Annotated in this window: 20 protein-coding genes; 8 read left to right on the top strand and 12 right to left on the bottom strand. The window is 75.2% G+C overall.

Annotated features, from left to right (window positions below; genetic code table 11):
- Positions 1-145 precede the first annotated feature (145 nt).
- On the top strand, positions 146-1,519 hold the full coding sequence (locus ACL02R_RS16020; protein WP_412797580.1) for a geranylgeranyl reductase family protein: 1,374 nt from the start codon (positions 146-148) through the stop codon (positions 1,517-1,519).
- Positions 1,520-1,979: 460 nt separating this feature from the next.
- Here ACL02R_RS16020 and ACL02R_RS16015 read toward each other — a convergent pair whose 3' ends face one another.
- From ACL02R_RS16015 to ACL02R_RS15965, 11 genes are all read right to left on the bottom strand, one after another.
- A complete protein-coding gene (locus ACL02R_RS16015; RefSeq protein ID WP_412797579.1) occupies positions 1,980-2,840 on the bottom strand; it encodes an HpcH/HpaI aldolase/citrate lyase family protein in 861 nt (286 codons plus the stop codon).
- Positions 2,837-4,030 (bottom strand): CaiB/BaiF CoA transferase family protein, encoded by a 1,194-nt coding sequence (locus ACL02R_RS16010; RefSeq protein WP_412797578.1) that lies wholly within the window; start codon positions 4,028-4,030, stop codon positions 2,837-2,839. The genes ACL02R_RS16015 and ACL02R_RS16010 overlap by 4 nt, the downstream gene beginning before the upstream one ends.
- A complete protein-coding gene (locus tag ACL02R_RS16005; protein ID WP_412797577.1) occupies positions 4,027-4,965 on the bottom strand; it encodes a ribokinase in 939 nt (312 codons plus the stop codon). The genes ACL02R_RS16010 and ACL02R_RS16005 overlap by 4 nt, the downstream gene beginning before the upstream one ends.
- Positions 4,962-6,335: an ADP-ribosylglycohydrolase family protein gene (locus ACL02R_RS16000; protein ID WP_412797662.1), complete on the bottom strand. Its 1,374-nt coding sequence runs from the start codon at positions 6,333-6,335 to the stop codon at positions 4,962-4,964. The genes ACL02R_RS16005 and ACL02R_RS16000 overlap by 4 nt, the downstream gene beginning before the upstream one ends.
- A gap of 5 nt (positions 6,336-6,340) precedes the next feature.
- Positions 6,341-7,537: an ADP-ribosylglycohydrolase family protein gene (locus ACL02R_RS15995; RefSeq protein ID WP_412797576.1), complete on the bottom strand. Its 1,197-nt coding sequence runs from the start codon at positions 7,535-7,537 to the stop codon at positions 6,341-6,343.
- The gene (locus ACL02R_RS15990) at positions 7,534-8,751 is read right to left on the bottom strand and encodes an ADP-ribosylglycohydrolase family protein (protein ID WP_412797575.1); all 1,218 of its coding nucleotides are present in this window, start codon (positions 8,749-8,751) and stop codon (positions 7,534-7,536) included. Before ACL02R_RS15990 ends, ACL02R_RS15995 begins: the two co-directional genes overlap by 4 nt.
- The gene (locus ACL02R_RS15985; RefSeq protein WP_412797574.1) at positions 8,748-9,884 is read right to left on the bottom strand and encodes an ADP-ribosylglycohydrolase family protein; all 1,137 of its coding nucleotides are present in this window, start codon (positions 9,882-9,884) and stop codon (positions 8,748-8,750) included. Before ACL02R_RS15985 ends, ACL02R_RS15990 begins: the two co-directional genes overlap by 4 nt.
- A 115-nt stretch (positions 9,885-9,999) precedes the next feature.
- The gene (locus tag ACL02R_RS15980) at positions 10,000-11,355 is read right to left on the bottom strand and encodes an ABC transporter substrate-binding protein (RefSeq protein WP_412797573.1); all 1,356 of its coding nucleotides are present in this window, start codon (positions 11,353-11,355) and stop codon (positions 10,000-10,002) included.
- Positions 11,355-12,233, bottom strand: coding sequence for a carbohydrate ABC transporter permease (locus ACL02R_RS15975; protein WP_412797572.1), 879 nt, complete (start codon positions 12,231-12,233; stop codon positions 11,355-11,357). Before ACL02R_RS15975 ends, ACL02R_RS15980 begins: the two co-directional genes overlap by 1 nt.
- Positions 12,230-13,204 (bottom strand): carbohydrate ABC transporter permease, encoded by a 975-nt coding sequence (locus ACL02R_RS15970; protein WP_412797571.1) that lies wholly within the window; start codon positions 13,202-13,204, stop codon positions 12,230-12,232. Before ACL02R_RS15970 ends, ACL02R_RS15975 begins: the two co-directional genes overlap by 4 nt.
- Positions 13,205-13,323: 119 nt before the next feature.
- A complete protein-coding gene (locus tag ACL02R_RS15965; RefSeq protein WP_412797570.1) occupies positions 13,324-14,355 on the bottom strand; it encodes a LacI family DNA-binding transcriptional regulator in 1,032 nt (343 codons plus the stop codon).
- 279 nt (positions 14,356-14,634) lie between these two features.
- On the opposite strand from ACL02R_RS15965, the gene ACL02R_RS15960 reads away from it, so the two are divergent.
- Positions 14,635-15,108 (top strand): DUF4334 domain-containing protein, encoded by a 474-nt coding sequence (locus ACL02R_RS15960; protein ID WP_398847420.1) that lies wholly within the window; start codon positions 14,635-14,637, stop codon positions 15,106-15,108.
- A gap of 32 nt (positions 15,109-15,140) precedes the next feature.
- Positions 15,141-16,226 carry an NAD(P)-dependent alcohol dehydrogenase gene (locus ACL02R_RS15955; RefSeq protein ID WP_412797569.1) on the top strand — a complete coding sequence of 362 codons (1,086 nt, stop codon included), beginning with the start codon at positions 15,141-15,143 and terminating at the stop codon, positions 16,224-16,226.
- Positions 16,227-16,272: 46 nt separating this feature from the next.
- On the opposite strand, the gene ACL02R_RS15950 is transcribed toward ACL02R_RS15955, so the two are convergent.
- Positions 16,273-16,434 carry a hypothetical protein gene (locus ACL02R_RS15950; RefSeq protein ID WP_412797568.1) on the bottom strand — a complete coding sequence of 54 codons (162 nt, stop codon included), beginning with the start codon at positions 16,432-16,434 and terminating at the stop codon, positions 16,273-16,275.
- A gap of 206 nt (positions 16,435-16,640) precedes the next feature.
- On the opposite strand from ACL02R_RS15950, the gene ACL02R_RS15945 reads away from it, so the two are divergent.
- The 5 genes from ACL02R_RS15945 to ACL02R_RS15925 all read left to right on the top strand — a co-directional run bounded on the left by ACL02R_RS15945 (position 16,641) and on the right by ACL02R_RS15925 (position 23,230).
- Entirely contained in the window at positions 16,641-17,414 is a 774-nt protein-coding gene (locus tag ACL02R_RS15945; RefSeq protein WP_412797567.1) for a DeoR/GlpR family DNA-binding transcription regulator, read from the top strand.
- 77 nt (positions 17,415-17,491) lie between these two features.
- The gene (locus tag ACL02R_RS15940) at positions 17,492-19,048 is read left to right on the top strand and encodes an APC family permease (protein WP_412797566.1); all 1,557 of its coding nucleotides are present in this window, start codon (positions 17,492-17,494) and stop codon (positions 19,046-19,048) included.
- 3 nt (positions 19,049-19,051) lie between these two features.
- The gene (locus ACL02R_RS15935) at positions 19,052-20,491 is read left to right on the top strand and encodes an FGGY family carbohydrate kinase (RefSeq protein WP_412797565.1); all 1,440 of its coding nucleotides are present in this window, start codon (positions 19,052-19,054) and stop codon (positions 20,489-20,491) included.
- Entirely contained in the window at positions 20,488-21,933 is a 1,446-nt protein-coding gene (locus ACL02R_RS15930) for an NAD(P)/FAD-dependent oxidoreductase (RefSeq protein WP_412797564.1), read from the top strand. Before ACL02R_RS15935 ends, ACL02R_RS15930 begins: the two co-directional genes overlap by 4 nt.
- A 7-nt stretch (positions 21,934-21,940) precedes the next feature.
- Positions 21,941-23,230 carry an NAD(P)/FAD-dependent oxidoreductase gene (locus ACL02R_RS15925; RefSeq protein WP_412797563.1) on the top strand — a complete coding sequence of 430 codons (1,290 nt, stop codon included), beginning with the start codon at positions 21,941-21,943 and terminating at the stop codon, positions 23,228-23,230.
- Positions 23,231-23,234 lie beyond the last annotated feature (4 nt).

The following is a 23,234-nucleotide window of genomic DNA, read 5'->3' as shown; positions in this document are numbered from 1 at the left end:
CGCTGTGTCGTCGCCCGGTTGTCACGGGACCGGACGGGTATCTTGTCCCAGTCTGTACGGGCTGCCGCGCCCCGCCTCCCCGGCCGGCGCCCGCATCCGGCGGTGCCCCCCCACACGGTGCTCACCGTAAGAAAGGACCGCGACCGTGACCGACACCACGCCCCCCGCAGCCACCGCCCCCGCCCCGCCCGGCGCCGCCCCGGCGCCCGCGGGCGGCCCGGACGCCGACGTGATCGTCGTCGGCGCGGGACCGGCCGGGTCGTCCGCCGCCTACCACCTCGCCCGGCAGGGGCACGACGTCCTGCTGCTGGAGAAGTCGGACTTCCCCCGCGAGAAGGTCTGCGGCGACGGCCTCACCCCCCGCGCCGTCCAGCAGCTCCACCGCATGGGCATCGACACCTCGGCCGAGGGCTGGCACCGCAACCGGGGCGTCCGCTTCTTCTCCGGCCGCGCCTCCGTCGAGGTGGACTGGCCGGAGAGCACCCGCTTCCCCGGCTACGGGCTCACCCGCAGCCGCCACGACTTCGACGACATCCTCGCCCGCCAGGCCGTCCGCGCCGGGGCGCGGCTGTGGACCGGCGCGCGCGTCACCGCGCCCGTCGTGGACCGGACGGGGCGGGTCAGCGGCGTCGAGGCCGTCGTCGGCCCGGAGAAGCGGCCGGTCACCTGCGCCGCGCCCGTCGTCGTCGCCGCCGACGGCGTCTCGGCCAGGCTCGCCGTCGCCCTCGGCGTCGAACGGGACCCGCGCCGCCCCATGGCGACCGCCGTCCGCCGCTACTACCGCAGCCCGGCCAAGCACGCCGACCCGTACCTCGACGTCTGGTCCGACCTGCGCGCCCGCCCCGGCGGCCCCGCCCTGCCCGGCTACGGCTGGGTCTTCCCGATGGGCGACGGCCGGGTCAACGCGGGCCTCGGCCTCGTCAGCCGCCCCGGGCCCGGCGCCGACGGCGGCGACCTGCGGCGGCTCCTCGACACCTGGCTCGGCGGCCTGCCCGCCGCGTGGGGCCTCGGCGACGAGGAGAACGGGGAGGGGCCCGTCCGCGGCGCCGCCCTGCCGATGGGGCACAACCGCAGGCCGCACTACACGCGGGGCCTCGTGCTCGTCGGCGACTCCGGCGGCATGGTCAGCCCGTGGAGCGGCGAGGGCATCCCGTACGCGATGGAGTCGGGCGAGGTGGCCGCCGAGATCGTCGGCGACGCCCTGGCACGTCCCGACACCGCCTGGCGCGAACGCGTCCTGCACCAGTACCCGCGCGAGATCCACCGCCGTACGGGGCGCTACTACCGGCTCGGGACGGTGTGGGCCGCGATGCTGACGCGCCCGTCCGCCGCGTCGTTCGTCAGCCGCCAGCTCTTCCGGTCGCCCGCGGCGATGCGCACGATGATCCGGCTGCTCACCAACCTCACCGACGACCGGGGCGGCGACGCGGTCGACCGGGTGCTCGGGACGCTGGTCCGCGCCGTCCCGGCGCGGACACCACGCCCCTCGGCGCCCCGGACCGGGACGCGCCGCCGCTGACCCCGCTCCGGCGGTGGAGGCGGCTTCCCGGCGACGCCCCGGCTGGGCAGCACTCCGAGCGCGCTCTCCCGGATGCCGGGCGTCACATGGCCGCAGGCCGTGTCGTGCGGATCGTGCCTGGCACGCGCCGCCGGTCACCGCACCTCGCCGCGTCACCGCGTCGCCCGGGTGTGCCCGGTACGCGTGGCGATCCGGTGCCTCGCGACGCACGGCGTCCGACGACGCGGACCGACCCGCCACGATCCGAACGACACGGCCTGGCCGGGGCCGTTCGCGGGCAGGGGCGTGCCCGGGTGGCGTCGTCGTCCTGCGCGCCGGCGGCGAAGCGAACGCCTCCGGCAGGAGCGGCGATGAACAGGAGGGCCGCGCCGCGGAGTCCGGCCGCGTGACGGGTGCGGCAGGCGGGGCCGGCGCCAGAACGCCGGGCGCGCCGCCCGCCACCGGATTCCGTCCGCCGTGCTCAGCCCTCCCGGTGCCGGGCCAGCGCCAGCGTGCGGTGCGCGCCCGCGACGATCGCCGGGTCCACGAAGCGCCCGTCCGGCAGCGCCAGTGCGCCGGAGTCCGTCGCCGCCGCCCGCACGATCTCGGCCGCCGCCGCCACCTCCGCGTCGGTCGGCAGGAACGCCTCCCGGATCACCGGCAGTTGGCGCGGGTGGATCGCCGTCCGCCCGAGGAAGCCCAGGGCACGGCCCTCGGCGCACGACCTGGCGAGGCCCGCCGTGTCCCGCACGTCCGGGAACACCGACTGCGGCGGCGGCGCCAGGCCCGCCGCCCGCGCGGCCACGACGACGCGCCCGCGCGACCAGGCCAGCCCGCCGTCGTCCCGCAGACCGAGGTCGGCGCGCAGGTCGGCCTCGCCGAGCGCGATGCCGGACACCGCCGGGTGCGCGGTGGCCACGGCGTACGCCTGCTCCACGCCGAGGGCGCTCTCCAGCAGTGCGTACAGCCGCGTCGGCCGTCCGGCCCAGGCGACGGCGCGCGCGATGTCGGCCGGGCCGTTCACCTTCGGCAGCCGCAGCGCGCCGAGCCCCGGCAGCGGCGCGAGCCGCCGCACCTCGGCGGCGGCGAGCGGGCCGTCCAGCGCGTTCACGCGGACGTGCACCGGCACGTCGTGGCGGTCCGCCAGCAGGTCGGCCGTGGCGTCCAGCGCGTACGCCTTCCGCCCGGACGGCACGGCGTCCTCCAGGTCGACCAGCACCACGTCGGCCCCCGAGCCCAGCGCCTTGGCGACGACCTCGGGGCGGTCGCCGGGGACGTACAGCCACGTCAGGAAGACGTCCCGCGGCGCCAGCACGCTGCTGCCGCCCGGCGTGCCGCTCACAGCGCGCCCTCCGCGCGCAGGCGGTCGATGTCCTCGCCGCTCAGCCCGATGCCGGTGAGGACGTCATCGGTGTCGGCGCCGTGCGGGCGCCCGGCCCACTTGATGCCGCCCGGTGTCCCGGACAGGCGGAAGAGCACGTTCTGCATGGTGACCTGCCCCAGCTCCTCGTCCTCGACGCTGGTGAACGTGCCGAGCGCCCGGTACTGCTCGTCCGCCATCGCGTCCCTGATGTCGTAGACCGGCGCGATCGCCGCCTCGGCCTTCTCGAACGCGGCCAGCACCTGCGCTCGGTCGTGGCGTCCGATCCAGGAGGCGACCGCCTCGTCCAGCTCGTCCGCGTGCCGCGCGCGGCCCGCGCCGGTGGCGAACCACTCCTCGTCGATGAACTCCGGGCGGCCCACGAGGCGCAGCACGCGCTCCGCGATGGACTGGGCCGAGGTGGAGACGGCGACCCAGGAGCCGTCGGCGGTGCGGTAGGTGTTGCGCGGCGCGTTGTTGGTGGAGCGGTTGCCGGTGCGCGGCTGGACGTAGCCGAGCTGGTCGTACCAGATGGCCTGCGGGCCGAGCACCGTCAGCATCGGCTCGATGATGGCCATGTCCACGACCTGGCCCGCGCCGGTGCGGTCGCGGCCCGCGAGGGCGGTCATCACCGCGTACGCCGTGGACAGCGCGGCGATCGAGTCGGCCAGGCCGAACGGCGGCAGCGTCGGCGGCCCGTCCGGCTCGCCCGTGACGGCCGCGAAGCCGCTCATCGCCTCGGCCAGCGTGCCGAACCCCGGGCGCCGCGACGACGGGCCGAACTGCCCGAAGCCGGTGACGCGGGCCAGCACCAGCCGGGGGTTGGCGGCCGACAGCTCGTCCCAGCCGAGGCCCCACCGCTCCAGCGTGCCCGGCCTGAAGTTCTCGATCACGACGTCCGCGCCGGCGGCGAGCCGCAGCAGCACGTCGCGGCCGCCCGGCGTGGACAGGTCGAGGGTGATGGTCCGCTTGTTGCGGCCGAGGAACTTCCACCACAGCCCGACGCCGTCCTTGCCCGGCCCGTGGCCGCGCGACGGGTCGGGGCGGCGCGGGTGCTCCACCTTGACCACCTCGGCGCCGAAGTCGCCGAGCATCGTCGCGGCCAGCGGACCGGCGAACAGCGTCGCCAGGTCGAGGACGCGCAGGCCCTCCAGGGGTGCGGGAGCGGTCATCGGGCGGTCCTGCCTTCGTGCTCGGGAACGGGATGCGCGGCGCCGGTGCGGAACGCGTCGATCTCCGCCCGGTCCGGCATGGACGACGACGCGCCGGGGCGGCCCACCGACAGGGCCGCCGCCGCGGCCGCCCAGGCCAGGGCGTCCGGCATCGGCCTGCCCTCGCCGGACGCCACGGCGAGCGCGCCGGTGAACGTGTCGCCCGCCGCCGTCGTGTCCACCGCGCGCACCGGCACGGCGGGTACGGTCACCGGCTCCGCGCCGCGCGCGGCGTACAGGCTGCCCGCCTCGCCGAGCGTCACCACGACCTCGGGCACCAGGTCGAGCAGCGCGCGGGCCGCCGCGCCGGGGTCGGCGTGCCCGGTGAGGGTCTGTGCCTCGTGCTCGTTCGGCACCAACAGGTCCACGAGGCGCAGGAGTTCTTCCGGCAGCGGCCTGGCGGGGGCCGGGGTGAGGACGGTGCGCACGCCGTGGGCGCGCGCCGCGCGGGCGCCCGCCAGCACGCCGTCGAGGGGCAGTTCCAGCTGGAGGAGCAGCGTGTCCGCGCTCGCGATCAGGTCCTCGTCGCCGGGGGCGAGGCCCGCCACGGACCCGTTGGCCCCCGGGACGACGACGATCGCGTTGCCCCCGTCGTCGTCCACCACGATGTGGGCCGTCCCGCTGGGTCCTGTGGCCGTGCGCAGGCCCGCCGTGTCCACCCCGGCGGCGGTGAGCGCGGCGCGCAGGCCGCCGCCGAAGCCGTCGTCGCCGACCGCGCCGATCATCAGGACGTCGCCGCCCGCGCGGGCGGCCGCGATCGCCTGGTTCATGCCCTTGCCGCCCGGCACGGTGCGGAACGCGGTGCCGGTCACCGTCTCGCCGCGGCGCGGCGCCGTCGGGACGTAGGCGACCAGGTCCATGTTGCAGGAGCCGAGGACGGCGATCCTCGCGGTCATGCGGAGACCTCCCGGGTGAGCGCGGCCAGTTCGTCGAAGCCGACGCCGTCGAAGCCGCCGACGCTCGTCGCGAGCCGGTTCTTCAGGGGGGCGGTCCACCGCGTGTCCAGCGCGCCGGGCGACCCGGCGAGCAGCCCGGCGACCGAACCGGCCGTCGCGCCGTTCGAGTCCGTGTCCCAGCCGCCGGACACCGCGCGGCAGACCGACGCGGAGAAGTCGCCGTCCGCGTGGGTGAGCGCGGCGGCGAGCAGCGCGGCGTTGGGCAGGACGTGCACCCAGTGGTGGCCGCCGTAGCGGGCGTGCAGCCGGTCCACGACCGTGTCGAAGTCCCCGCCGCGCGCTTCCTCGGCCGCCGCCACGCCGAAGCGGACCGCACCGGCCAGCCGCGACCCGGGCGGGACGACGGACAGGCCCGCGCGCAGGCAGCCGTGCACGTCGGTGCCGCCGCCCGCCGCCGCCGCGACCGCCGCGGCGGCGAACATCGCGCCGTACACGCCGTTCGCCGTGTGGGTCAGCACCGCGTCCCGGTGCGCCAGTCCGGCGGCCGCCCCCGGGTCGCCCGGGTGGGTCCAGCCGAAGACGTCCGCGCGGATCACGGCGCCGATCCACTCGCGGAACGGGTTGCGGTACGCCGCGGTGTGCGGCGGCTCGACGCCCGCCAGCAGGTTGCGGTACGCGACGCGCTCCGCCGTGAACGTACGCCCGGCCGGCAGCTCGTCCAGCCACAGCCGCGCGACGTCCGCCGTAGTGAAGTCACGGCCGTGGCGGCGCAGCAGGAGCAGCCCGAGCAGCGGGTAGTTGAGGTCGTCGTCCTCCGGGCAGCCGTCGAGGGTCTCGGCCAGCGAGGTGGCGCGCGACCTGCGGTTCCACGGGTGGGCGGCGGCGATGCCGGCGGGCAGGCCCTCGGCGGTGAACCAGGTGTGCACCGGCCAGTTGCCCGTCGCCCTGCCGATGGCGCGGATGCCGTCGAGCGGCAGCTTCTCCACCGGCTTGCCCAGGACGCAGCCCACCGCCCTGCCGAGCCAGCCCGCGTGCAGCCGTTCCAGCGGGGCGGGCCCGGCGGGCGCGGCCGGGGGAGCGGGCCAGTCGGGGCAGGCGGCGCGGATCGCGTCCAGCGCGGTCGGCTCGGCCGCGGCCAGCGGCGACGGCAGGAGGGCCAGTTCGTCGAGCAACTGCCCGGCGAGCGCGCGCAGCGCGGGGTCGCCGGGGCCGGGGGAGGCCCCGGCGCGCTCGGGCGCCGGATGGCCGCCCGCCGCGCGCCAGCGCCGTTCGACGGCGGACGCGTCCCGGCCGTCCTGCGCCGCCTGGCGCAGCTCGTGGCCCAGGAGGTCCTCCGGCTGCGCCCAGGTGAGGCGGATCTCGTCGGTCACCGCGCTCACACGCCCGCGATCGCGTGGAACAGCGCCTCGTGCTCCCGGCGCCGCCGCGTGTCCCGCGCGAACACCTCGCGCGCCACCCCCGCCAGCACCCCGGCCGGGGCGCGCAGGTCCAGCCTGCTGGCCCGCGCGATCTCCTCGCTCCACTCCGCCGGGACGGCGTCCTCGCCGTGCAGGGCGCCGACGATGGCGCCGCTCATCGTGGCGATGGAGTCGCAGTCCCGGCCGTAGTTCACCGAGCCGAGCACGGTCTCCCCGAAGTCGCCGCCGCCGACCAGCAGCATGCCGAGCGCCACGGGCAGCTCCTCGATCGCGTGCAGCCGCGACGGGCGGCGCGCCCCCAGCGACGGCTGCCGGTACTCGGGGCCCACCGTGTCGAACGGCGCGACGGCCTCCCGCAGCGGCTTCAGCGCCTCCTCGAAGCCGTCGATCCCGGCCGCCGCCGCCGCGACCGCCTCGATGGCCGCGCGCGTGCCGTCCTTCGCCAGCGCCAGCGCGTCGCCCACGACCGACTCCGGCGTGGCCCCCGGCTTGCAGGCCGCCGCCACGGCCGCCGCGAACACGCCCGCGGCCTCACGCCCGTAGCTCGACTGGTGCGCGCCCGCCACGTCCAGCGCCTCGGCGTACGCGGCGGCCGGGTTCCCGGCGTTCACCAGGCCGACCGGCGCCATGTACATGGCCGCGCCGCAGTTGACGATGTTGCCCACGCCCGCCTCGCGCGGGTCCACGTGGCCGTAGTGGATGCGCGCGACGATCCACTTCTCCGCGAGGAAGATCCGCTGCAACGGCAGCGCCTCCGCGTCCAGTTCGGGAATCCACCGGGGCGTCGTGATGAGGTCGGGCACCAGGTGGTCGGCGACGGCGTACGCGTCCAGGTGGTCGCGCACCTTCTCGTAGACGCGGACCAGCGCGTGCGTCATCAGGGTGTCGTCGGTGACATGCCCGTCGCCCTTGTGGTACGGCGCGATCGGCCGCGCCGTGCGCCACTGGTCGCGGTGGAACGGCTCCACGATGCCGCGCACCCGGCCGCCGTGCCGCTCCGCGATCGCCTCGGGGCTCCAGCCCTCCACCGCCCCGCCGAGCGCGTCGCCCACGGCGGCGCCCACGAGTGCGCCGGTGACGCGGGACTCCAGGGACGGCGCGGGGGGCGACGCCGTCGTGCTCGTGCCGGTCGTCGTGTCGGTCGTGGTGCTCATGCGGGGTGTCCTTCCGAACGTGCGGTGAGGGGGGACAGGTGGGGCGCGCGGGCCAGCCGCCCGGCCAGCTCGACCAGGTCGGTGCCCGCCAGGGCAGGGAGCGCGCAGCCGGCCAGGACGCGGCAGCTGTCGCGCCAGGTGGCGGGCAGCGCCTCCGCGCCGCCCAGCACCCCGGTCAGCGCGCCCGCGAGCGCCGGTGCCGAGTCGGCGACCCGCGACAGGCAGGCCGCGCTCGGCACCGCCTCGGCGACCGCGCCCGCCGCGGCCGTCGCCACCGCGAGGGCCACCGGCACGGTCTCGGCCGCCGCGATGCCGTAGCTGTAGACGTGGTCGACGATCTCGTGCTCCAGCACCGGGACGAGCGCGAACGCGTTCCCCGGCTGCCCGGGGCGCGCGGCGACGGCCGCCCTGCCGAGGCCGACGGCCCGCAGCGCGTTGCGCCGGATCTCCGTCCCCTCGGGCAGCTGGCGCAGCGCCGCGTCCACGCACTCGTCCACCGGCGTGCCGCCGAGCGCCGCCGCGACGGCGGCGGCCATGGCCCGCGCGCCGTGCACCCCGTCGCCGTCCTGGGTGTAGCGCGCGTCGAACTCGGCGAGGTCGGCGGCGGCGTCCGGATCGCCCGGGTGCACGGTCGCGAGCACCGTGGCCCGTACGCAGGCCGCGTCGTCGAAGTAGTGCGGGTTGTCGTGCCCGGTCGCCGGGGGCAGCAGGCCCGCCGCCAGGTTGCCGAGGCCCGCCCGTACGGAGATCCGCGCGCGCATGGGGATCTGCGCCGACTCGACCTCGTCCGCCCGGTCGGTGGCCGCCGCGACCTCGTCGGCGAGGCCCTGCCACGCGTGGGCCAGGGCGGCGCGGACCCGCCCGTCGTCCGGCGGCGGCGCGCCGTCCGGCGGCGCCGAGAGGACGGCGAGCGCGGTGAACGCCGCCCACTCCGCGTCGTCGGACGGGCCGAGCCGCAGCGGCTCGGGCGGCTGGTTGAGCGCTATGGGGACGGGCAGGGTCGTCGTCGCGTTCTGCTCGGCGAAGGTGTCCAGCTCGCGGGTCAGGCGGCGCGTCCACTCCGGCAGCCGCGCCGCGCGGTGCCGGCCGGACGGCCAGCCCGCCGCGTCACCGGCCGCGAGGCCGAGCAGCAGGCCCTCGACGCGCCGCGGTTCACCGGGGACGGGGGCGGGGCCGGGCGTGTCCGGCGTTCCCGTCGTGGCGAAGGCGCTCACACCGCCACCTCCCTGGACCCGGCGGCCTCCGACGCGGCGTGCAGCAGGTCCGCGACGTCCAGGACATGCCGCCCCGCCATGGACGGCAGGCAGCTGCCGCGCACCGGCCCGATCCGCCGCCCCCACGGCACCGGGACGGCCCGTTCGCCGCGCAGCGCCCCGGCCAGGGCACCGGCGACGGCCGCCGTCGTGTCGGCGTCGCGGCCCATGTTGACGGCCATCCGCACCGCCGGGGCGAACACGCCGCCGGCCGCCGTGAACGCGCCGAACGCCAGGCCCACCGCCTCCGGCGCCAGGTCGGTCCACGGGTAGCCGCCGATGACGGTCGCGGACCGTACCGTCCGCTCCATGGACAGCTCGGTCGCCAGCGGGTCGCGCCGCGCCCGCCGCGCCGCGTCCACCGCCCGGTGCAGCGAGCGCGCCGTCCACGAGTCCTCGGGGACCACGGACAGCGCCGCCCGTACGACCTCGTCCGGGTCGTCCGTCACCATCGCGGCGGCCACCCCCGCGGCCACCGCGCGGCCGCCGTAGATCCCCTCGCCGTCGTGCGAGACCGTGCCGTCGATGGCGACCAGCCTGGCCGCCTCGGCGGGACGGCCCGCCGCGTACACCCCGAAGGGCGCCGCGCGCATCGCGAGGCCGTCGCTCCAGGCGTGCCGGTGCTGCGCGGAGATCGGGGCGGCCAGGCCGCGCCGCAGGTTCTCCAGCGTGCCGCGCTCGCTGAAGCCCGCGCCGTGGAACGGGCCCTCGTCGCGGTCGGCGATCCACGCGTGCCACGCCGCCTCGACGTGCGCCACGGTCAGGGCGGCGCCGTGCTCGGCGAGCAGGAGGGCGGAGAAGATGGCGTACTCGGTGTCGTCCGTACCGGCCGGGTCGTCGGAGACGTAGCCCTCGATGCGGCCCCAGCGGGCGCGGATCTGGGAGGGCTTCATGTTCTCGGCGGGGGCGCCGAGCGCGTCGCCCACGGCCAGGCCGAGGAGGGCGCCGCGCGCGCGTTCGCCCGCGGTGGGGTGCGGCGGCACCCCGGGCGGGAGGTCGTCGCCTCCCGGGGCCCTGGGGAGCGGGGCCGCGCGGGACGCGGGTCGGGGGGACGGGTCGGAAAGGGCCGACACGCTGTCGGGGCTGGCGCTCATGTGCCTTCCGTGCTCACTGCTCGGTGGTGCGGGTGTGCGGGTGCGGGGAGGGGGGCCGGTGCCCGTGGGGGTGGACACCGGCCGTTCCGTCATATTTTGGGCTTGTCTGCCATCATCAGCGTTGATACCGGTCCAGGATGCGATTGCCGTCCTCGGTCAGGTCCTCGCGCAGGTCGCCGAGGTCGGAGCCGCCGTCGTAGAACCGCTGGAACGCGGGGGTGGCGATCTTGTCCTTCCACTCCGGATAGCCCCGGACCCCCAGGACCGGCGAGGGCCGCAGATACGCGGCCACCGCCACTCCGGTGCTCCAGCCCAGCTCGTCCGTGTTCAGCGACGGGTCCTCCAGGGCGGCGCTGCTCGTCGGCAGCATCCAGTCGCCCCGGGCCAACTCCACCGCGTGGTCCGCCTGGGTGAGGAAGGCGATGAAGTCGGCCGCGGCCTGCTGGTGGTCGCTGTCCTCCGCCACCGACAGGGTCTGCGGGGCGACGCCCTGGGCGAGCCCCTCGGGGCCGCCGCCCGACGGCATGGGCAGGACGGACCACTCGAACCCGTCCGGCGCCTGCTGCGACACCTGCTGGCGGAAGGAGAAGTTGAGCGGCAGCATCGCGTAGCGGCCCGCGAAGAAGCCGGGCAGCGTGTCCGAGCCCGACATGCCGAGGCTGCTGCCCGGCGCGGTGCCGTCCTCGTTCACCTGCCGGTTGATCAGCTCGGCGACGGCGGAGTCGTCGCCGTCGAAGCGGACCTCGTTCTTCCCCTCGTCGTCCTGGTGGAAGATCCCGCCGCCGGTGGACAGCGAGAGGTTCACGGACTGGCTGACGGGCTCGCGCATGGACCAGGCGACGCCGTACGTGTCGGTGCGGCCGTCGTCGTCCGTGTCCCGCGTGAGGTCCGCGGCGACGTCCTCGAACTCGTCCCAGGTCCACGGGTCGTCGGCGGTCGGTATCCGGACGCCGGACTGTTCGAGGAGCTGCGTGTTGGCGATCAGCACGCGCGGCTCCTGGAGGAAGGGGACGCCGTAGATCCCGCCGTCGAACGTGGTCGTCCCCCACGACTCCTCGGGTATGTCGGAGCGCAGCTCCTCCGGGAGCAGGTCCGTGAGGTCGGCGAGGTAGCCGCCGTACGCGAAGTCGGTGAGGTCGGACGCGTCGTCGTGGATGATGTCCGGCGCCTCGCCGCCCATGAAGGAGGTGAGGAGCTGGTCGTGGATGTTGTCCCAGGAGCCCTGGATGTACCGCACCTGCGTCTCGGGGTGGGTCGCGTTCCACTCGTCCACCAGGGCCTGGTTGGCCTCCACGGACTCCTGCTGCCAGGCGAGGCTGAGGAAGTCGAGGGTGACCGTGCCGTCCCCCGCGCCGCCGTCGCCCGAGCCGCAGCCGGCCAGCGCGACGAGGGACAGGGCGGCGGCGCAGGCGGCGACGCGGGTACGCGGCCGGTCGCGGTCGCGGTTCCGTTTCCGGTTCGTGGCGCGCATCAGCCCTTCACCGCCCCGGCGAGCATGCCTCCGGCGAGCCGCCGCTGGAGCAGCGAGAACAGCACGAGGCTCGGCAGCGTCGCGAGGACGGCCGCGGCGGCCAGCGGCCCGAGGTCCGCGACGCCCTCGGCGCCGATGAAGTGGGTCAGGATCACGGACATCGTCTGGTTCTCCGGGGACTTGAGCAGGACCAGGGCGAAGAAGAACTCGTTCCAGGCCGTGACGAACGAGAACATCAGCGTCGCCACCACACCCGGGACCAGCAGCGGCAGGACGACGTGGGTCAGCGTGCGCAGGCGGCTCGCGCCGTCCATGGCGGCGGCCTCCTCCAGGGACTGCGGCACCGCCTTGACGAAGCCGCGCAGCATCCACAGCGAGAACGGCAGGTTCCACACGACGTAGACCAGGACCAGGCCGGGCAGCGAGTCGATGAGGTGCAGGTTCCGCAGCACGAGGAACAGCGGGATGATGATCAGCACGAACGGGAACATCTGGCTGATCAGCACCCAGCCCGTCCCCGCCCGGCTGACGCGCGAGCGGCCGTAGCGGACCATCACGTACGCCGCCGGGATCGCGATCGCCACGGCGATCAGCGCGGCGCTGCCCGCGACCAGCAGGCTGTTCAGCGCCGAGCGCAGCAGCGGCTGGGCGTCGAAGGCCGCCCGGTAGTTGTCGAACGACGGGTCGCGCGGTATCCAGGTCGGCTCGATGGAGCCCAGCTCCTGCGGCGACTTGAAGGACGTCGAGACCAGCCACAGCAGCGGGAAGGCGAGGAACGCCAGGTAGCACAGCAGGGCCGCGTACTGCCCGGTCCTGCCCGCCGCCGTGCGGAGCGTGCGGCCCTTGGGCCGTCGCGGTGCGGGGGTGACGGCGCTCACGGGGTCTCCTCCTTGAGGCGGTTGCGCAGGAACAGGGTGAGCAGCACCGCCATGACGCCGACCAGCACGAGGCCCATCGCCGCCGCGTAGCCGAACTGGCCGTACGTGAACGCCTCCTCGTAGACGAAGAGGCTCGGCAGCCGCGTCTCCCCGGCGGGTCCGCCCTGCGTCAGCACGTACACCAGGCCGAAGGAGTTGAAGTTCCAGATGAAGTTGAGCGCGGTGATGGCGAGGACCACCGGGCGCAGCGCGGGCCACGTGACGCTGGTGAAGCGCCGCCAGATCCCCGCGCCGTCGATCTGGGCGGCCTCGCGCAGCTCGTGCGGCGTGTTCTGGAGCCCGGCGAGCAGGACGACGGTGGTCTGCGGCATGCCCGCCCAGACGCCCACGACGATCACGGCGGGCAGGGCGAGGGCCAGGTCGGTGAGCCAGTCCACGTTGTCGCCGTTGCCGAACAGGCCGAGCAGGCCCAGGTCGCCCAGCGTCTTGTTGAGCACGCCCGCGTCCTGGTGGTAGACGAGGCGCCACATGATGCCGACCACGACCTCGGGCATCGCCCACGGGACGAGCGCCAGCGTCCTGGCCAGCCAGCGGAACCTGAGCCGCTGGTCCAGCAGGAGCGCGAGGCCCAGGCCCAGGAGGACCTGGAGTGCGGTGACGCAGACGGCCCAGACGAGGCCGATGCGGAAGGAGTCCCAGAACAGGCTGTCGAACCGCAGGTCGGCGAAGTTGGCGAGGCCCACGAACTCGGTGGACTCGGTGCGCCCGGACTGGGAGTCGGTGAAGGCCAGGGATATGCCGTACAGCAGCGGCACCACGCTCAGCACCAGGATCGGTATGAGCGCCGGGAGCAGCAGGAACCATGCTCCCCTGTCGAGGCCCAGGGCGCGCTTGCGCTGGGCCGGGGTTCTGGGGGGCGGGGCGCCGCGGCTGCCCGGGGCGGCGTCGGCCCGGGGGGCGGTGAGACTCATGCGCACCTCGTGCTCGGGGATGGTGACGGGTCGGGGACTGGGGATCGGCTCGGACGGTGTCGGTTCGTGGGCGTCGGTTCGTGGGCGTCGGTTCGTGGGGGCGGCTCGGCGGGCGAGGGTCAGCCGGACGGCGCCGTGGAGGCGCGGACGACGAGGCGGGGCGGCGCGGTGGTGGTGCGCGGTCCTGGCGGGGCGCCCTCAGGCGTGCCCCCGAGCCGGTCGAGGAGCAGCTCGGCGGCGCGCCGCCCGCGTTCGGACGAGCCGAGGTCCACGCTGGTCAGCGGCGGCCAGGCGGCGCGGGCGAGCGAGCTGTCGTCCATCCCCGCGACCGCGACGTCCCCCGGGATGCGCAGCCCCCGGGAGAGCAGCGCGTGGGACGCGCCCAGTGCCAGCTGGTCGTTCGCGCAGAACACCGCGTCGGGGCGCTCGGCGAGCAGCCGTTCGGCCGCCGCCGTGCCCGCCGCGATGCCGAACTCGGTGTGCGCCACCAGCCGCTCGTCGTACGGCAGGCCGCACTCGGCGAGCGCCGCGCGGTAGCCCTCGGCGCGGTTGGCGCCCGGCACGGTGTCGGCGGGGCCGTTGACGAACGCGATGCGCCGCCTGCCCGTGCGGTAGAGGTGGCGCACGGCGCTCGCCGCGCCCGCCACCGAGTCCGCGCGCACGCTGTCCACCGGGGTCCCCGGCGGCAGCGAGCCGATGACGACGACGGGGCCCGCCGCGTTCTCCAGCGCGCGCAGGTGGTCGTCCGTGATGCGGATGGGGACGAGGATCAGCCCGTCGCTCGTCCGGTCGCCGAGGCTGCGCAGGACGGCCAGTTCGTCCTCGGCGACCGCCTCGGTCGAGTGCAGCAGCAGCCGGTAGCCGGCGGCCTTGGCCACGGCCTGGATCGCGCGGACCATCGCGACGTACACGGGGTTGCCGATGTCCGGGATGGCGAAGGTCAGCTGCCGCGTCCTGCCGTCCTTGAGGGAGCGGGCCACGGCGTTGGGCACGTAGCCGAGTTCCGCGGCGGCGCGGCGGACCCGCTCGGTGGTGTCGCGGCGGGCGCCCTGGCCGTTCAGCACGCGGGACACCGAGGCGATGGAGACGCCCGCGTGGGCGGCTATCGACACGATGGTCGGCTGGCCGCCGTGCTGCCCGCTGTTCGGCATCCGACATCCCCTCGACTGTGGACGGTATACGGACCGTGAAGTCCTTACGGGTGGTTCGTCCGATCCTGGGTGGATCGGTGTAAACGTTTTCAGTGACTGGAATCGTTTACAGATGGTGCGACCATATGTCCCTCTCGTCAAGGGGTTCGCACACGAAATGTTGACGGCGCACGTCCCAGATGACGCCCCGTCAGCCCCGGGGGAGGAGGTCGCGCGGGGTGCCGCGGCCGGGAAGACATCCAGCGGAGGGCGGCGCGGACCGCCCGGAAAGGGACGCGGATGAACCGCTACGACGCCAGGAACCGCTTCCAGCAACTGCGCGCGCTGCGCGACGGGGTGTCCAGCGACGAGCTGGACCGGATATGGGCCGGACTCGACCCCGTACCGGCGGGCGACATCCTCGGCCGCTGGCGCGGCGAGGGCTTCGCCACCGGCCACGCCCTCAACGGAACGCTCGCCTGCTGCCGGTGGTACGGTAAGTCGTTCAACTCTCTCAGTGACGCCAAACCCCTCATCTGTTACGACGAGAACGGTGAGCTGTTCTCCAACGTCGAGCTGGGCAGGGGCGAGGCGAGCCTGTGGAACGTCGAGTTCCGCGGTGAGGTGACCGCCACCATGGTCTACGACGGGCGGGCCGTCCTCGACCACTTCAAACGGGTCGACGACGTCACCCTCATGGGCATCATGAACGGCGACGCCGAGTTCGTCCTCCACAACGGGCGGCACTTCTACTTCCTCCTGGAGAGAGCCTGACCGCCCCCACTCGCGCAGCGGAGGAACTGGCCATGCGGATCACCGCCGCGGTGGCGCGCGCCCCCGGGTCGCCGTTCGTCCTGGAGACCCTCGACCTCGACGACCCGCGCCCCGACGAGATCCTGGTGCGCGTGGCCGCCGCGGGGCTGTGCCACACCGACCTGGTGGCGAAGGCGGCGGCCCCGGCCGGGCCCGCCGTCCTCGGCCACGAGGGGGCGGGGGTCGTGGAACGCGTCGGCGGCGCCGTGCGCGGCGTGCGCCCGGGGGACCGGGTGGTGCTGAGCTACCGCAGCTGCCGCGCGTGCCGCCTGTGCCGCGCGGGCAGGACCGCGTACTGCGAGCGGACCGCGCTGCTGAACAACTCGGGCCGCCGCGCGGACGGTTCGGCCACGATGTGGCGCGACGGCACGCCGGTGGCCGGATCGTTCTTCGGCCAGTCGAGCTTCGCGAGCCACGCGCTGGCCAGCGCGGACAACGCGGTGGTCGTCGGCCGCGGCGCCGACCTCACCCGGGCGGCGCCGCTCGGCTGCGGCTTCCAGACGGGCGCGGGCGCGGTGCTCAACGTGCTGCGGCCGGAGCCCGGCGCGCGCCTGGTGATCTACGGCGCCGGGTCCGTCGGGCTCGCCGCGCTGCTCGCGGCGGGCGCCGCCGGGGTGCGCGGGGCCGTCGCCGTGGACGTGCGGCCGGGGCGCCGGGCCCTGGCTGTGCGGCTCGGCGCGGACGCGGCCCTCGACCCGGACGCGGGCGACCTGGTCGCGGCGGTGCGTGGTGCCACCGGCGGCGGCGCGACGCACGCGCTGGACACCACCGGCGTGCCGTCCGTCGTCGCCGCCGCGGCCAAGGCGCTGGCGCCGACCGGCACGCTGGTCGTCGTCGGCCTCGGGGAGGCCGAACTGACCGTGGACGTGCGGGACATCATGGTCGGGGGCAAGACGGTGCGCGGCTGTGTCGAGGGCGACGCGGTGCCGGAGCGGTTCATCCCCCGGCTGCTCGCGCTCCAGGCGGACGGGCGCTTCCCGGTGGGCGACCTCGTGACGGTCTACCCGTTCGCGGAGATCAACAGGGCGGTCGCCGACCACTGCTCCGGCGCCGCCGTCAAGCCGGTCCTGGTCTGGTGACCTCCCCCGGGTGACCTGCCCGCCCGCGCGGCGCCGCGGGGGCCGTTCAGCGTCCCGAGAAGTCGCGGAGCACCGGCAGGTGCGCGGTCTCCCGGCCGCCGCCCTGCTCGCGGGTGGACGTCCACACGCGCGGGAAGTCCGAGCCGTCGCACTCGGGCCCCCACCACAGCGCGACGTCCGCGCCGCCGTCGCGCATCCCTTCGGGCACGGCGCGGATCGCGGTGGGCGAGCCGGTGTCGGCGCCCTCCTGGAGTGGCGCGTAGAACTCGGCCCACCACAGCGGCAGGTCCGTCCGCTTCTTTGGTCACGATTCCGGCTCGCCCAGCCGTTCGACCCTTGACGCCATTCGGGCAGCGGTCCACACTTTCGGCTAAGTTCAGTCATTCATCCACGAATGCAGTCAGCGAGGACGCCATGCTGCCAGCGGAACGCCACCGCCGCATCACCGCCGCGGTGAACCAGGCCGGGACCCTCTCCACCGAGGACCTGGCCGCCGCGCTCGACGTGTCCGCCGAGACCGTCCGCCGCGACCTGGCCCAGCTGGAGAAGCGGGGGCAGCTCAGCCGCGTCCACGGCGGCGCCGCCGCGCTGACCGTCGCCCGGGGGCTCACCGGCGAGGAGGCGCCCTACGCCGAGCGCTCCCTCGCCCAGCGCGAGGCCAAGGTCGCCATCGGCCGGGCCGCCGCCGCGCTGGTCGCCCCCGGCATGACGCTGGCGATCGACGTCGGCACCACCGCCGTCGAGGTCGCGCGCGCCCTGCCCGCCGACTTCCGCGGCAAGGTGGCCACGCCCTCCCTGCTCGTCGCCGGCGAGCTGGCCGGACGCCAGGACGTCGAGGTCTTCGTGCCGGGCGGGCGCATCCGCGCAGGCGACCTCGTCTGCTCCGGCGCCGCGACGGCCGGCTTCTTCGCCGGCTTCCACGCCGACCTCGCGTTCATCGGCTCCGGCGGCATAGCCGCTGGGGCCGGGGTGACGGACTTCTACTACGACGAGATCGCTACGAAGCAGGCGATACTCGCGCACGCCGCGCGGACGTATGTGCTCGCCGACTCCAGCAAGCACGGACGGATCGCACCCCACCGGATCTGCGACTTCGGCGGCTGCACCGGTGTGATCACCGACCCGGTCGGCGACCCCGCGCTGACCGCCGCCATCGACCGCGCGGGCGGCTCCGTCGTCACCGCCTGACCCGGCACCCGCGTCCCCGCACCAGGGGCGGCCCGCCGTACGAGGGGCCCGCCCGCACACGAAAGGCAGCACGACCCATGGCACACGCGGAACCCGGAACGCCGGGCTCGACGGCACCCACGGGTGCCGGTGGCTACCAGCAGGAGATGGCCCGCGAACTGGGCTGGTACGCCTCCTTCTCCATCGCCTTCGGCTTCGTCTCCATCGCGACGGGCCTGTTCACCGCCTACGGTTCGGTCCTCAACACCTCGGGCCCGCGCGGCATCTGGGCCTGGCCCATCGCCGTCGTCGGCCAGCTCGCCGTGGCGCTGATCTTCGGCGCGCTCGCCGCCCGCATCCCGATCAGCGGGTACGCGTACCAGTGGGTGTCCCGCATCGTCGGCCCGGTCTGGGGCTGGATCATGGGCTGGATCTCGTTCGCGTTCCTCGGCGTCGTGGTCGTCGCCGTGGACTACACGATCGCCTCCACGATCCTGCCGGAGCTGTTCCGCTACCAGGGCACGACGCAGAACGCCTGGTTCATCACCGCGGTCGTGATCCTCCTCCAGGCGATACTCGTGGCCGTCTCGACCAGGGCCACCCACCGCGTCAACAACGTGGCCGTCACCGTCCAGCTCATCGGGATGGTCTCGCTGACCGTCCTGCTGTTCGTGGTCGGCGCCGCCACCGGGAAGATCGACTTCTCGACACTCTTCGAGGCCGCGCCCGCCGACCCCGACGGCTACTTCGCGCTCGGCAGCGCGGGCCACGCCGGGCCGTTCGCCCTCGCGTTCCTGATCGGCGCGTTCACCATCGTCGGCTTCGAGTCAGCCGCCAACCTGGCGGAGGAGACCAAGGAGCCCGCCCGCGTCATCCCCAAGGCCATGGCGCAGGCCGTGATCTCCCTCGGCGTTCTCGGCTTCCTCTTCCTGGTCGCCATCACCGCGCTGGCCGACGACATCCCCGCCCTGGCCGCGTCCGACACCCCGGTGGCCGCGATCATCACGGACGTCCTCGGCTCGTTCCTCGGCAAGCTGATGCTCGTCCTGGTCGTCATCTCGATCTTCTCCTGCGGCCTGGTCATCACCCTCAGCGGCACCCGCCTGGTCTGGGCGATGTCCCGTGACCAGCGGTTCCCCGCCTGGCAGGCCCTGCGCCGCATCCACCCGCGCCGGGGGACGCCGGTCGGCTCGTCGGTGTTCATGCTGATCGTCGCGCAGCTGGTGCTGCTGTCCTTCTCCGGCTCGACCGACGCCCTGTTCGACCTCTTCTCCGCCGCGACCCTGCTGCCCGCCCTGATCTACGCGGGCACCGTCGTGATGTACATCGCCAAGCGCAGGTCCCTGCCGCCGAGCCGCGGCTTCACCCTGGGCCGCTGGGAGATCCCGGTCATCGTCGTCGCCTCTGTCTGGCTGGTGTACGAGCTGCTGATCTTCCGCGACTCGTCCTTCCGCAACCCCTGGCTGTACGTCCTGATCCTCTTCGCCATCGGCGCCGTCTACTTCGTCTGCCTGCTCGCCACCCGCGGCCGCGCCGGGCTGACCATGCCGGACATGATGGACATCGACAAGGCACTCGACGCCGACGGCGGCGCCGCCTCGCAGCCCGCCGCACCCCGGCGCGCGGACGGCGCCGGCCTCGCCCAGGAGCGCTGAGCGATGACCACCGTCCTCGCCATCGACCAGGGCACCTCCGGCACCAAGGCCATCGTCACCGACTCGGCGGACGGCACCGTCGCCATCGCCGAGGAGACCGTGCGCCCCACCTATCTCGACGGCGGCGGCGTCGAGCAGAACCCCGCGGAACTGCTCGACTCCGTCCTCAACGCGGGCCGCCGCGCCGTCACCGCCGCCGGGCGGCCGATCGACGCCGTCGCCCTCGCCAACCAGGGCGAGACCGTCCTCGCCTGGGACCCGGCCACCGGCCGGCCGCTCACCCAGGCCGTCGTGTGGCAGGACCGGCGCGCCGAGCCGGTCTGCGCCGGGCTGGCGGAGCACGCCGCGTCCGTCGCCGAACGCACCGGCCTCGTCCTCGACCCGTACTTCTCCGCGCCGAAGATGGCCTGGCTGCGGCGGAACCTCACGACCGAGGGCGTCGTCACCACCACCGACACCTGGCTGGTGCACCACCTCACCGGCGCGTTCGTCACCGACGTGACGACCGCCAGCCGGTCCCTCGTCCTCGGCCTCGACGCCGTCGACTGGGACCCGGAGCTGCTCGCCCTCTTCGGCCTCCAGGACGAACGGCTGCCCCGCATCGTCGCCTGCGACGAGGTCGTCGGCACGACCCGGGCGTTCGGCGCCGAGGTCCCGGTCGCCGGGCTCGTCGTGGACCAGCAGGCCGCGCTGCTCGCCGAGGGCTGCCTCACCCCCGGCACCGCCAAGTGCACGTTCGGCACCGGCGCGTTCCTGCTGGCCAACACGGGCGGCAACGCGGTCCGTTCCAGCGCGGGGCTCACCACCTCCGTCGCCTGGCGGGCCGCCGGGTCCACGCCGTACTGCGTGGACGGCCAGGTCTACACGGCCGCCTCCGCGATCCGCTGGATACAGGACCTCGGCTTCATCGACGCCGCCACCGACCTGGACAAGGTGGCCGCGCGGGACGCCGAGGGCGTGCTGTGCGTCCCGGCGCTCGCCGGGCTCGCCGCCCCCTGGTGGCGGCCCGACGCGACCGCCACCTTCACCGGCATGCGCCTGTCCACCCGCCGCGAGCACCTGGTGCTCGCCGTACTCCAGGGCATCGCCGCGCAGGTCGCGGAGCTGTGCCGGCTCGTCGAGGCCGACCTCGGCGCGCCCATGACACGGCTGCGCGCCGACGGCGGCCTCACCAACAGCCGGGCCCTCATGCAGGCCCAGGCCGACCTCGCCCAGATCCCGGTGGACATCTACCCGTCCGCCCACGCCACCCCGCTCGGCGCCGCCGCGCTGGCCCGGCTCGCCCTCACCCCGGGCCTGACCGTGGCCGACGCGGTCGGCGACTGGCGGCCCACCACCGTCTACGAGCCCCGGTGGAGCGCCGACCGAGCCGCCGCCTTCAGGGCCCGCTGGACGGAAGCGGCGGCCACCGCCGCCGGAACGGAAAGGGGAACCGCACGATGACCGACAGCGCGCAGCGCGCCACGGCCGTCCACGACATCGCCGTCATCGGAGCCGGCATCGTCGGCTCCGCGATCGCCCGCGACCTGGCGGGCCACGACCTGTCGGTCGCGCTCGTCGAGGCACGCGACGACGTCGGCGACGGCACCAGCAAGGCCAACACCGCCCTCCTCCACACCGGCTTCGACGCCAAGCCCGGCACCCTCGAATCCCGCCTCGTCGCCCGCGGCTACGACCTGCTGGGCGCGTACGCCGAGGAGACCGGCATCCCCGTGGAGCGCACCGGCGCCCTCCTCGTCGCCTGGAACGAGGAGGAGCTGGCGGCGCTCCCCGGTCTGAAGGAGAAGGCCGAGGCCAACGGCTACCGGCGGTGCGAGATCATCGGCGCCGCCGAGGTGTACGGGCTGCTGCCCGCCCTCGGCGACGGCGCGCTCGGCGGCCTCACGGTCCCCGGCGAGTCGATCATCTGCACCTGGACGACCAACCTGGCGCTGGGCACCGACGCGAAGCAGCGCGGCGCCGACATCCTCCTCGGCCACGCGGTGACCGCCGTCTCCCGGGACGCGGACACCGGCGTCACCACGCTGTCCACGGCCCGCGGCGACGTCCGCGCCCGCTGGGTCGTCAACGCGGCCGGGCTCGGCGCCGACCGCATCGACGGCATGTTCGGCCACGACCGCTTCACCGTCACGCCACGGCGCGGCGAGCTGTTCGTGTTCGACAAGCTCGCCCGCCCCCTCGTTGACCGGATCGTCCTGCCGGTGCCGACCTCGCGCGGCAAGGGCGTCCTCGTCTCGCCCACCATCTACGGCAACGTGATGCTCGGCCCGACGTCCGAGGACCTCACCGACCGCACCGCGACCGGCACCTCCGAGGACGGCTTCGCCTTCCTGCTCGGCAAGGGCGAGAAGCTCATGCCGCGGCTGCTGAAGGAGGAGGTCACCGCCACGTACGCGGGCCTGCGCGCCGCCATCGACCACGGGGACTACCTCATCGAGGCGTCCCCGGAGCAGGGCTACCTGCTCGTCGGCGGCATCCGCTCCACCGGCCTGACGGCGGGCATGGCCATCGCCGAGCACGTCCTCGGCCTCCTCGCCGACGCGGGACTGCCCCTCGCGCCGCGCGCCGACGTGCCCCCGCCGCCGCGCATGCCGAACATCGGCGAGGCCACCACCCGCCCCTACCAGGACGCCGCCCGCATCGCCGCCGACCCCGCCTACGGCCGGATCGTCTGCTTCTGCGAGCGCGTCACCGAGGGGGAGATCCGCGACGCCTGCCACGCGCCGCTCCCCGCCCCGAACCTGGAGGGCCTGCGCCGCCGCACCCGCGCCATGAACGGCCGCTGCCAGGGCTTCTTCTGCGGCGCCGAGGTCGGACGCCTCCTCGCGACACGCGGCGCGGACACCGGCAGCGACGAGCCCACGCGGCAGCAGGGAAAGAGCTGAAGAACCGATGAGCACCCCACCCACCCCCCACACCCCCGGCGCCCCGGACGTCCTCACCCCCGACGTCCTGATCATCGGCGCGGGACCCGCCGGTCTCACCGCCGCCGCACGCCTCGCGCCCCGCGTCGCGGGCGAGGTCCTCGTCGTGGACCGCGAGGCCGAGGCCGGCGGCATCCCCCGGCACAGCGACCACACCGGATACGGCCTGCGCGACCTGCGCCGCGTCATGACCGGCCCCCGCTACGCCCGGCACCTCACCGAGCGCGCCCTGGCCGCCGGAGCCGTCATCCGCACCCGCACCATGGTCACCGGCTGGGCGGCCGACGACACCGTCGAGGTCACCAGCCCCCAGGGCCGCCTGCACATCAGGGCCCGCGCCATCGTGCTCGCCACCGGCGCCCGCGAACGGCCGCGCCCGGCCCGCCGCATCCCCGGCGACCGGCCGCACGGGGTCCACACGACCGGCCAGCTCCAGAACATCGTCCATCTCCACCACGGCAAGGTCGGCAAGCGCGCCGTCGTCGTGGGCGGCGAACTGGTCAGCTGGTCCGCCGTCCTGACCCTGAGGGAGGCGGGCTGCGACACCGTGCTGATGGTCAGCCGCTACCCCAAGGCCGAGTCGTACGGCGTCTTCACCCTGCCGGGCCGCACGGTGCTCGGCGTCCCCGTCGCCACCCGCGCCCGCGTCACGCGGGTCATCGGCAAGGGGCGGCTCACCGGCGTCGAGATCGAAAACCTCGACACCCGCGCCCGCCGCGTTGTCGCCTGCGACACCGTCGTGTTCACCGGCGACTGGATTCCCGACCACGAACTGGCGCGCGCCGCCGGGATCGACCTGGACCCCGGCACGCTCGGGCCCCTCGTGGACACCGCGCTGCGCACCAGCAGGCCTGGCGTCTACGCGGCCGGGAACCTGCTGCACCCCGTGGACACCGCCGACATCGCCGCGCTCGACGGCAAGCACGTCGCCGACCAGGTGCTGCACCGCCTCGCCGGTACGGACCCCGCGCCCGGCGGCCCCGGCGAGGGCGTGCGCGTCCACGCCGAGGGCGCCCTGCGCTGGATCGCCCCCGGCCTGCTGCGTCCTGGCGACCCCGCGCCGCCGCGCAACCGCCTGCTGCTGTGGACCGACGAGTTCGTGCGCGTGCCGCGCGTGACCGTACGGCAGGACGGGCGCGTCGTCGCCCGCCGCACCCTGCCCTGGCCCGCCGCGCCGGGACGGGTCCTGCGCATCCCGTGGTCGGTGATGAAGGACGTGGACCGGCACGGCGGTCCCGTCACCGTCGGCGTCACCTGAGGCG

It is taken from the genome of Streptomyces sp. MS19 (assembly GCF_047200595.1).
Classification (GTDB): Bacteria; Actinomycetota; Actinomycetes; order Streptomycetales; family Streptomycetaceae; genus Streptomyces.
Note: the sequence above shows the minus strand (reverse complement) of the source record. Positions and strands in the feature narration are given on the sequence as shown.

Coding starts and splice junctions, on each gene's coding strand:
- ACL02R_RS15935 (WP_412797565.1), top strand. CDS start 19,052: ATGACCACCGTCCTCGCCATCGACCAGGGCACCTCCGGCACCAAGGCC.
- ACL02R_RS15985 (WP_412797574.1), bottom strand. CDS start 9,884: ATGAGCGCCAGCCCCGACAGCGTGTCGGCCCTTTCCGACCCGTCCCCC.
- ACL02R_RS16010 (WP_412797578.1), bottom strand. CDS start 4,030: ATGACCGCTCCCGCACCCCTGGAGGGCCTGCGCGTCCTCGACCTGGCG.
- ACL02R_RS15945 (WP_412797567.1), top strand. CDS start 16,641: ATGCTGCCAGCGGAACGCCACCGCCGCATCACCGCCGCGGTGAACCAG.
- ACL02R_RS15980 (WP_412797573.1), bottom strand. CDS start 11,355: ATGCGCGCCACGAACCGGAAACGGAACCGCGACCGCGACCGGCCGCGT.
- ACL02R_RS15955 (WP_412797569.1), top strand. CDS start 15,141: ATGCGGATCACCGCCGCGGTGGCGCGCGCCCCCGGGTCGCCGTTCGTC.
- ACL02R_RS15965 (WP_412797570.1), bottom strand. CDS start 14,355: ATGCCGAACAGCGGGCAGCACGGCGGCCAGCCGACCATCGTGTCGATA.
- ACL02R_RS15930 (WP_412797564.1), top strand. CDS start 20,488: ATGACCGACAGCGCGCAGCGCGCCACGGCCGTCCACGACATCGCCGTC.
- ACL02R_RS15995 (WP_412797576.1), bottom strand. CDS start 7,537: ATGAGCACCACGACCGACACGACGACCGGCACGAGCACGACGGCGTCG.
- ACL02R_RS16005 (WP_412797577.1), bottom strand. CDS start 4,965: ATGACCGCGAGGATCGCCGTCCTCGGCTCCTGCAACATGGACCTGGTC.
- ACL02R_RS15960 (WP_398847420.1), top strand. CDS start 14,635: ATGAACCGCTACGACGCCAGGAACCGCTTCCAGCAACTGCGCGCGCTG.
- ACL02R_RS15940 (WP_412797566.1), top strand. CDS start 17,492: ATGGCACACGCGGAACCCGGAACGCCGGGCTCGACGGCACCCACGGGT.
- ACL02R_RS15970 (WP_412797571.1), bottom strand. CDS start 13,204: ATGAGTCTCACCGCCCCCCGGGCCGACGCCGCCCCGGGCAGCCGCGGC.
- ACL02R_RS15925 (WP_412797563.1), top strand. CDS start 21,941: ATGAGCACCCCACCCACCCCCCACACCCCCGGCGCCCCGGACGTCCTC.